5 protein-coding genes are annotated in these 7001 nt (G+C 62.3%); 2 read left to right on the top strand and 3 right to left on the bottom strand.

The window, feature by feature from the left end; genetic code table 11:
- Nucleotides 1-491: 491 nt before the first annotated feature.
- A complete protein-coding gene (locus NKH57_RS33160) occupies nucleotides 492-2459 on the top strand; it encodes a M23 family metallopeptidase (RefSeq protein ID WP_352604442.1) in 1968 nt (655 codons plus the stop codon).
- Between the two features lie 27 nt (nucleotides 2460-2486).
- Here the strand turns inward: NKH57_RS33160 and NKH57_RS33155 are convergent, their stop codons facing one another.
- Nucleotides 2487-4046: an MFS transporter gene (locus NKH57_RS33155; protein ID WP_352950539.1), complete on the bottom strand. Its 1560-nt coding sequence runs from the start codon at nucleotides 4044-4046 to the stop codon at nucleotides 2487-2489.
- Nucleotides 4047-4197: 151 nt separating this feature from the next.
- On the opposite strand from NKH57_RS33155, the gene NKH57_RS33150 reads away from it, so the two are divergent.
- Entirely contained in the window at nucleotides 4198-4830 is a 633-nt protein-coding gene (locus tag NKH57_RS33150; protein ID WP_352950537.1) for a TMEM175 family protein, read from the top strand.
- Here the strand turns inward: NKH57_RS33150 and NKH57_RS33145 are convergent.
- Entirely contained in the window at nucleotides 4804-6324 is a 1521-nt protein-coding gene (locus NKH57_RS33145; RefSeq protein WP_352728019.1) for a L,D-transpeptidase family protein, read from the bottom strand. The two genes, NKH57_RS33150 and NKH57_RS33145, sit on opposite strands and share 27 nt — an antisense overlap.
- A 150-nt stretch (nucleotides 6325-6474) precedes the next feature.
- Nucleotides 6475-6840: an MmcQ/YjbR family DNA-binding protein gene (locus NKH57_RS33140; protein WP_352950535.1), complete on the bottom strand. Its 366-nt coding sequence runs from the start codon at nucleotides 6838-6840 to the stop codon at nucleotides 6475-6477.
- Between the last annotated feature and the right edge of the window lie 161 nt (nucleotides 6841-7001).

The raw sequence follows: 7001 nt of genomic DNA, 5'->3' as shown, positions 1-7001 counted from the left end.
TCGCTAAGGGCAGGCTTAGAAGCAAACTTCTTCGTCGCCAGCGGCGAGCCGCCCTCGTTCGTGAGGCGTATATAGTCGCCACCAACGAGAACTGTCAACAGCGATCTCAAAGTTTTTGAACTTTTTGCGACAGAAATCTCGGGCCCGGTCTGTTGGTAGCCGACTGCCCCAAGGGAACGTGGACCGTACGGGTTGGACACCCACGAAAGAGCCCTATTGCCGCCGCATTGCCGTTCGACACCAAACCCGACGAAAGCGGCGCCGCGCGATGGAGCGGTGCCTCTTTTGAGGGCCTCATAGAGGAGCGCGCGGCGAGCCTTGCAGGGAAGGTACACCGCCCCTTCCGATAGAGCGCTCTATAAGAGAAGTGCTTGGGGGGAATTCGGTCGGAGCCTGGCGCTTCGTTGACTTCACCTGCCATGACAGGCAAATGTCACGGCCACAACAAAAGCGACAAGCCGTTCCGCCCGGGGAAGAAGCAGCCTTTCTGGATGCCAGACACGGAAGATGTCATAGCCGAACTCGGCAATGAGCCGCCGCTTATCGCGGACGGCCGCAGCGGCCCGCCCGATCGGCGCGAGGTTTCTGCACGCTGGCTGTCGGGAACCTTTCTCACCGGCGTGACCTCAAGCGTACTGATGGGCGTCGCGCTGTTCGCCGCCCTTGACGGCCGCCAGCAACTGGCCACCCCGCCCGAGATCGCCGAGTTGATCAATCTTGCCGGTAACGGCGATTCCGGCGAAGTCGCCAAGACGACAAGGCTGGTGGCGCCGCGTCAGATCGCCAAGGCCAAGGACCGTCGCCGCATGGAAGTGTCGATGGTGACCAAGGTCGGCGACCGCGACGTCATCCACACCATGCCTTTCGTGCAGATCAAGATGGCGCTTGGCGCGGGCCACACCACCAGCCGCGCCTACCCGCCCTTCGATCCGATGCAGGTGTTCGGCGACGACAGCGACGACAGTGCTCAGCCCGCGACAGCCTCGGCCGCCTCTGGTCAGATCTACGGCGCCAAGGTCGAAAGCGAGATGAGCCTGAAGACCGTCGATTTCCCGATCGAGACGGCTTCCTTCGACGAAAAGAGCGACCTGTCCGCCGACGAGGTGGAAAAGGTGGTGCGCGAAGCCGGCACCGACCTCAGCGACGGCGCCGTGCAGGTCGCTTCACTTCACTATGTCGACCCGCAGCGGTTCGGCGAAGCCTTTGCCGAGAGCATGGCAGGCTCCTACGACGTCAAGATCGTGCCGGAAAACGTCTCGGTTGCGCCGCGCGCCGCCGCCGACGACCAGGCGCCGGCTTTCGCCGAGGAGATCATCCCCTTCACCAAGGATCTCGACGTCACTGAGGCTTTTGCTGATTCGGGCTACACGGGTGAAGACGCCACCGGCATGGCCGAAGCCATCGCCAAGCTGTTGAACGCGACAGCGCTCAAGGCCGGAACCGTGCTGCGTGTCGGGCTTGAGGTTCGCGGCGATGCCGCCAAGGTCGTGCGCACCAGCGTCTACGACAGGACACAGCACATCGTCACCATCGCGCTCGACGATCGCGGCCAGTATGTGCCGGCGCAGGAACCCGATCCGAATCCCGAATTGCTGACGGCCTTCGATGATTCGTCGGCTCCGGTGGTGGTGCGCGGCAACTTGCCCAACATTTATGACGGCATCTACCGCACCGCCTATTCCTACGGCATGTCCAAGGCGATGACCAAGCAGCTGATCAAGCTGCTGGCGTCTGGCGTTGACTTCCAGTCCCGGCTCAACCCCGCCGACCGCATCGAAGTGCTGTTTTCGCAGCCCGATGGCGACGACCAGACCTCGGACAGCTCCGAGCTTCTCTATGTCTCGGCGACGTTCGGCGGCCAGACGCGCAACTTCTACCGTTTCCAGATGCAGGACGGCAGCACCGACTATTTCGACGAGAACGGCTCGAGCGCCGAGCAGTTCCTGCTGCGCAACCCGCTGCCCAACGGCAGATTTACCTCCGGGTTTGGTGCCCGCAAACATCCGATCCTCGGCTATGTCCGCATGCACACCGGCACCGATTGGGCCGCTCCCATCGGATCGCCGATCATCGCCGCTGGCAATGGTGTCGTCGAGAAGGCGGGCTGGGCCGGCGGCTATGGCAAGCAGATCATCCTGCGCCATGCCAACGGCTACGAGACGTCATATAATCACCAGAGCGCCTTTGCCAAAGGCATCGAACCAGGCGTGCGCGTGCGCCAGGGCCAGATCATTGGTTATCTCGGCCAGACCGGTCTCTCCACCGGTCCGCACCTCCACTACGAGCTGATCGTCAACGGCACCAAAGTCGATTCGATGCGCGTCCGGCTGCCGGTAGGCAAGGTGCTGAAGGGCGATGACCTCGTCGCCTTCAAGCGCGAGCGCGAACGCATCGACGATCTGCTGAAGCAGGAAGACAGTGATTCGCTGAAGGTTGCGAGTGCCAAGATCGACGGTTGATCCGTCTGTCCAACCTTGCTGAATTTCTCAGCCTTGCGGATTTTCCTCACCCCGCGGCCATGGCAGCGGTTGCCCGGAAATGGTCGTCCAGGCGATGACGGCCGAAAGCAGGCAAAGCAGCGCCGTCACCGCAGAGACGGCGGCAAACGCGGCGTCGCTCGCGGCGAGCCTTGCCGCATCGACGGCGGGCGCAAGGCCAACCGTCGCCGGCTCGCCAAAGCCAGGCACGCCGGGCGTTGCATTGCCATCCAGCGCGTGCGCGTAGACCCAAGCGGCAAGCGAGCCCATCGCCGCCACCGCGATCAGACCGCCGATGCGCGAGACGGCATTGTTGATGCCGGAGGCCGCACCCGTATCCTTGTCTTCAACCGCCGTCATGGTCGCTGTCGACAATGGCGATACGACCAGCGCCATGCCGAGCCCCATCAGCGCCATCAGCGGAAATGTCCCCGTCCAGAAATTGTGGATGCCGGCATGGGCGAGCAAGGCAAGTCCGGCGAAGGCGAAAGCCACGACGAGGCTGCCGCAGGCGATCGGAAACCGCGGGCCGATCCGGTCCGACAGCTGGCCGACCGGTCCCGACAGGATTGCGATCAATGCCGACAGCGGCAAGAAAATGAAGCCGACCTCGGCCGTACTCAGGCCCCAGCCGGCGATCAGCAACATCGGCAGATAGAAAAGATTGGCCGACAGCGCGAAATAGAGGAAAAACGTCGCCATATTGGCGCCGGCGAAGGCGCCGACGCGAAACAGCGACAGATCGATCATCGGCTCGCGCTGTCGAAGTTCGAAAAAGATGAAAACGACAAGCAGTCCGGCGCCGGCGGCAATGCTCGGCCCCGACATGTGGCTCTCGTCGCTGGCGCTCATCGAGGTCAGCCCATAGGCGAGCGCGCCGAACGCCAATGTCGCGAGCGCGGCGCCGGCGAGGTCCAGGCTGCGCTTCTCCGTCGGCATATCGGCTGGAACCTTGGCCAGCAGAAGATAGATCGAGATCAAGCCGAGCGGCAGGTTGATGGCGAAGATCGCCCGCCAGATGCCGTCGCCGAAAGCCGACAGCACGAAGCCGCCGAAAACCGGGCCAAGTGCCGTGGTCAGTGCCGAGGCCGCTGCCCAGACGCCGATGGCGCGGCCGCGTTCCTTTTTCGGGTAGGCCTTGGCAATGATGGCGAGGCTGCCCGGCACCATGATCGCCGCACCAATGCCCTGCACGGCGCGAAATGCGATCAGCACAATTGCATTCGGCGCCAGCGCACAGGCAAGCGAAGCGGCAATGAACAGCGCAATGCCCGCCACGAAGGCGCGGCGCAGCCCGAATCGGTCACCGGCGGCACCCCCGGCAAGGATCAGCGCCGACAGCGTCAACGCATAGGCATTAGAAATCCACTGCGCTTGCGCCAGGCTGGCGCCGAGGTTGACGCGGATCGCCGGCATGGCGATGGCAAGGATCGAACCGTCGATGAAGCCGAGCGCCGAGGCCAGGATTGCCGCGATCAGCACAAATCGCCGCTGCGCTTGCGGGCAGAAGGTTCCATTCGTGACCGGACTGGTCAGGGGGACGGCGGCGGCGGCACTTGGTGAATGCATGGAACCTTGCTTAGACTTCGGGTGTAATGGCAACAACCGGCCAGCGGCTTGCTGTCGTTGAAACCAGCCACATTGCCGGGATTGCGCCTGCTCTGACGCAAACGGCGGCAGCCATGTTAGGTTTCCTGCAAATTGCAACGGGGAGAAATCGATGAAGCGGCCACTTGAAGCATCGGCGGAGGGACGTGGCCGTATCGTCGGCATCACCGACGGGGTGTTCGCCATCGCACTCACCTTGATTGTCCTCGAAATCAGGGTGCCGGCGCACGAGGCGATCCATTCAGAAGGCGAACTGCTTGCCGCGATGGTAGCACTGGCGCCACGCTTCCTGACCTACGCCTTGAGTTTCCTGACGCTGACCATCTTCTGGTTCGGCCAGCAGGCACAGCATGGCCTGATCGCCAGATCCGACCGACGGCTTGCGACGTTGAACCTCTGCTTTCTCGCCTTCATCGCCTTGTTGCCGTTCTCGACCGACCTTCTGGCTGACTTCCTCGAGTTCAGAATCGCCGTGCTGGTCTACTGGCTCAATCTGCTGATGCTCGGCGTCACCCTGTTCGCGAGCTGGCGCTATGCGGAGAAGAACGGGTTCCTGGCAGAGGGTGTCGACGCGGAAACGAAACGCACGGTCTATCTGCGCATCGTCAAGGCGCAAATCCTGTGGGCGATCGGCGCCGCATTGTCATTCGTCAATGCCTTGCTCGGCATCGGCTTCATCCTGGTCGTGCAGCTGATCTATGCCGCCGCACTTCGGAGTTCACTGCTGCGCAAAATCATCGGCTGAAGGCCCGCCGACAAACTCAACCGTCACACCCGGCGAAACCAGTTTGGCCAGCTCACGCGCATCCCAGTTGGTCAGGCGCACGCAGCCATGGCTTTCAGTCTTGCCGATCTTCGAGGGGTCGGGTGTGCCATGAATGCCGTAGGTCGGCTTGTCCAGCGCGATCCAAACCGAGCCGACGGGACCGTTCGGGCCTGGCGGAATGGTCAGGATCTTGTTGTTTTGACCCTGCTTGAAATTGATGCTGGGGTTGTAGGTGTAGTTCGGATCGAGCGCGACACGCGATACCGCATGCGTGCCGGACGGTGACGGCGTATCCGACGAGCCAATGGTGGCGGGATAGGCTGCCACCAGCTTGCCGCCGGCATCATAGGCGAAAACCTCTTTCTTGTCCTTGTCGGCGACGATGCGGGCCACCGGCGTCGAGACAAGCCTGCCGAAATTGGCGACTTTGATGATCGTGCCGGGGCGATTGAAGTTGACGTCCGGGTTGAGCGCCTTGAGATAATTCTCGTCCATGTGGAAGCGCTCCGCCAGAGCTTCGGTCACAGACGTATAGCCCATGCGGTCGAGCTGCGCCTTTTGGCTGTAGTCTTCCGGGATCGAGGCGACATACGGGCCGGCCGCATCCTCCGGCGTGATCGTGTAGTTGGCGAAAGCGTCGCCGCCGGATTGCGCCAGTGCTGACTGGATGCCGACAGCATCGGTCGATCGCAGATTGCTTCCGGTGATCTGGTTGTAGGCCGCGAGTGCCTTGTCGACATTCGAACCGAATCGCCCGTCGATGACGCCAGGCGAAGCGCCACCCCGGTCGAGCAGCACCTGCAGCGCTGCGACGTCCTCGCGCGCTCCCAGCGAAAGCGACGGCTCGATGGTCTTGCCGCCGATCTTCGGCGGCAGTGCCGCCTGATCCTCGGGCATGGTCTGTTCGGTCGGTGCCGCAGGCTGACCAGGGTCTATCGAGGCCTCGTCCAGCGGCTGACGCGTTATGATTTGCGGCTCTGCCGGCTGGGGTGCATCGGGAAAATTGTTGTCGTAGCTGCCATCGTCCTGCGGTGCCGGCGGATAGACTTCCACGGAATTGTCACCGTTAGGATCGTATTCGTCGGCCGGCGGCGGGATGACTCGGCCTTCCTCTTCCAGTTGCTTGCGGCGGAACCGCGCCATATCTTCCGGATTGTCGAGATAGTAGCGATCATTGTCATCGGGGACGCGGCCCAGTTCGCGCAACCGTGTCTCGCGACGCAGCGCGCGGCGATCGAGTCGCGACTTCGGCGGCTGAATGGCGATGACCTTGCCGGTTTCGGCGTCGACGATGACGCGGTTGCCCCTGGCGTCGTAGTAGATGTCCAGATTGCCGTCCTGTGCGAGCAGGATGGCACCGTCGTTGATGGCCCGGACAATCGGTGGTGCGCTGTCCTGCGTCGGGGCAGCGACGGCATTGGCAGACAAGAACCCGCCGGCAAGTGCCGAGAGGGTGAAGATCGTGCGCAGCATGGTGGCGAAGCTCTCCGGTCCGTAATTGCCGCCGCCCGGCAGTGTCCCTGTAAGGCGAACCCCTTCGCCAGCAAACCAGTCAATCACCATATGGTTCCAATATGAACCGGGCATGAAGATGGCGGTTTCCGGCGCATCGGCGAATATTATCTAGCTTGCGGCAAGACCCAATTCCTTGCGCGCCTGCTTGGTCAGCTTCAGGGCGACAAGACGATGGCTCTCGCGCAGATAGTCCTTCAGCGCACTATCATCCATGCTGTGGCTTGTCTGACGCTGGATCCATGTCATGCCGCGCGACGCAAGATAGGGCGCGGGCCGCAGACCCGGCTGCTCCTTGAGCACATCATAGGCGATATCGGAGCATTTGAAGGTCACGAAGAGTTGGCCGCCCTGGCCCCAGCCGCCGATCGCAAAGACCTTGGCTCCGACCTTCCAGACATGGGCACCGCCCCACTGGACGACATGGGTCGTCGACGGCAATGAAGCGCAGAAGTCGTTATAGTCGTCCAGCGTCATCAGTGCTCTCAGGTTATGGTGTATGTCGCCCAAAAGTGGCGCCAGTTTTGGGAGAATGACATGCATATGTCAAAGACCTGTCCGCGCTCAGTACATATGAGACGGCTGGGTCATCCGGTCTCGGCAGATTTTGAGATACTCGCTTGGAGTGAGGCCGTCGA

It is taken from the genome of Mesorhizobium sp. M1050, assembly GCF_040318715.1.
In the GTDB taxonomy this organism is placed as follows: Bacteria; Pseudomonadota; Alphaproteobacteria; order Rhizobiales; family Rhizobiaceae; genus Mesorhizobium.
The sequence above is the reverse complement of the archived record's forward strand: the minus strand, read 5'-3'. Positions and strand labels throughout refer to the sequence as shown.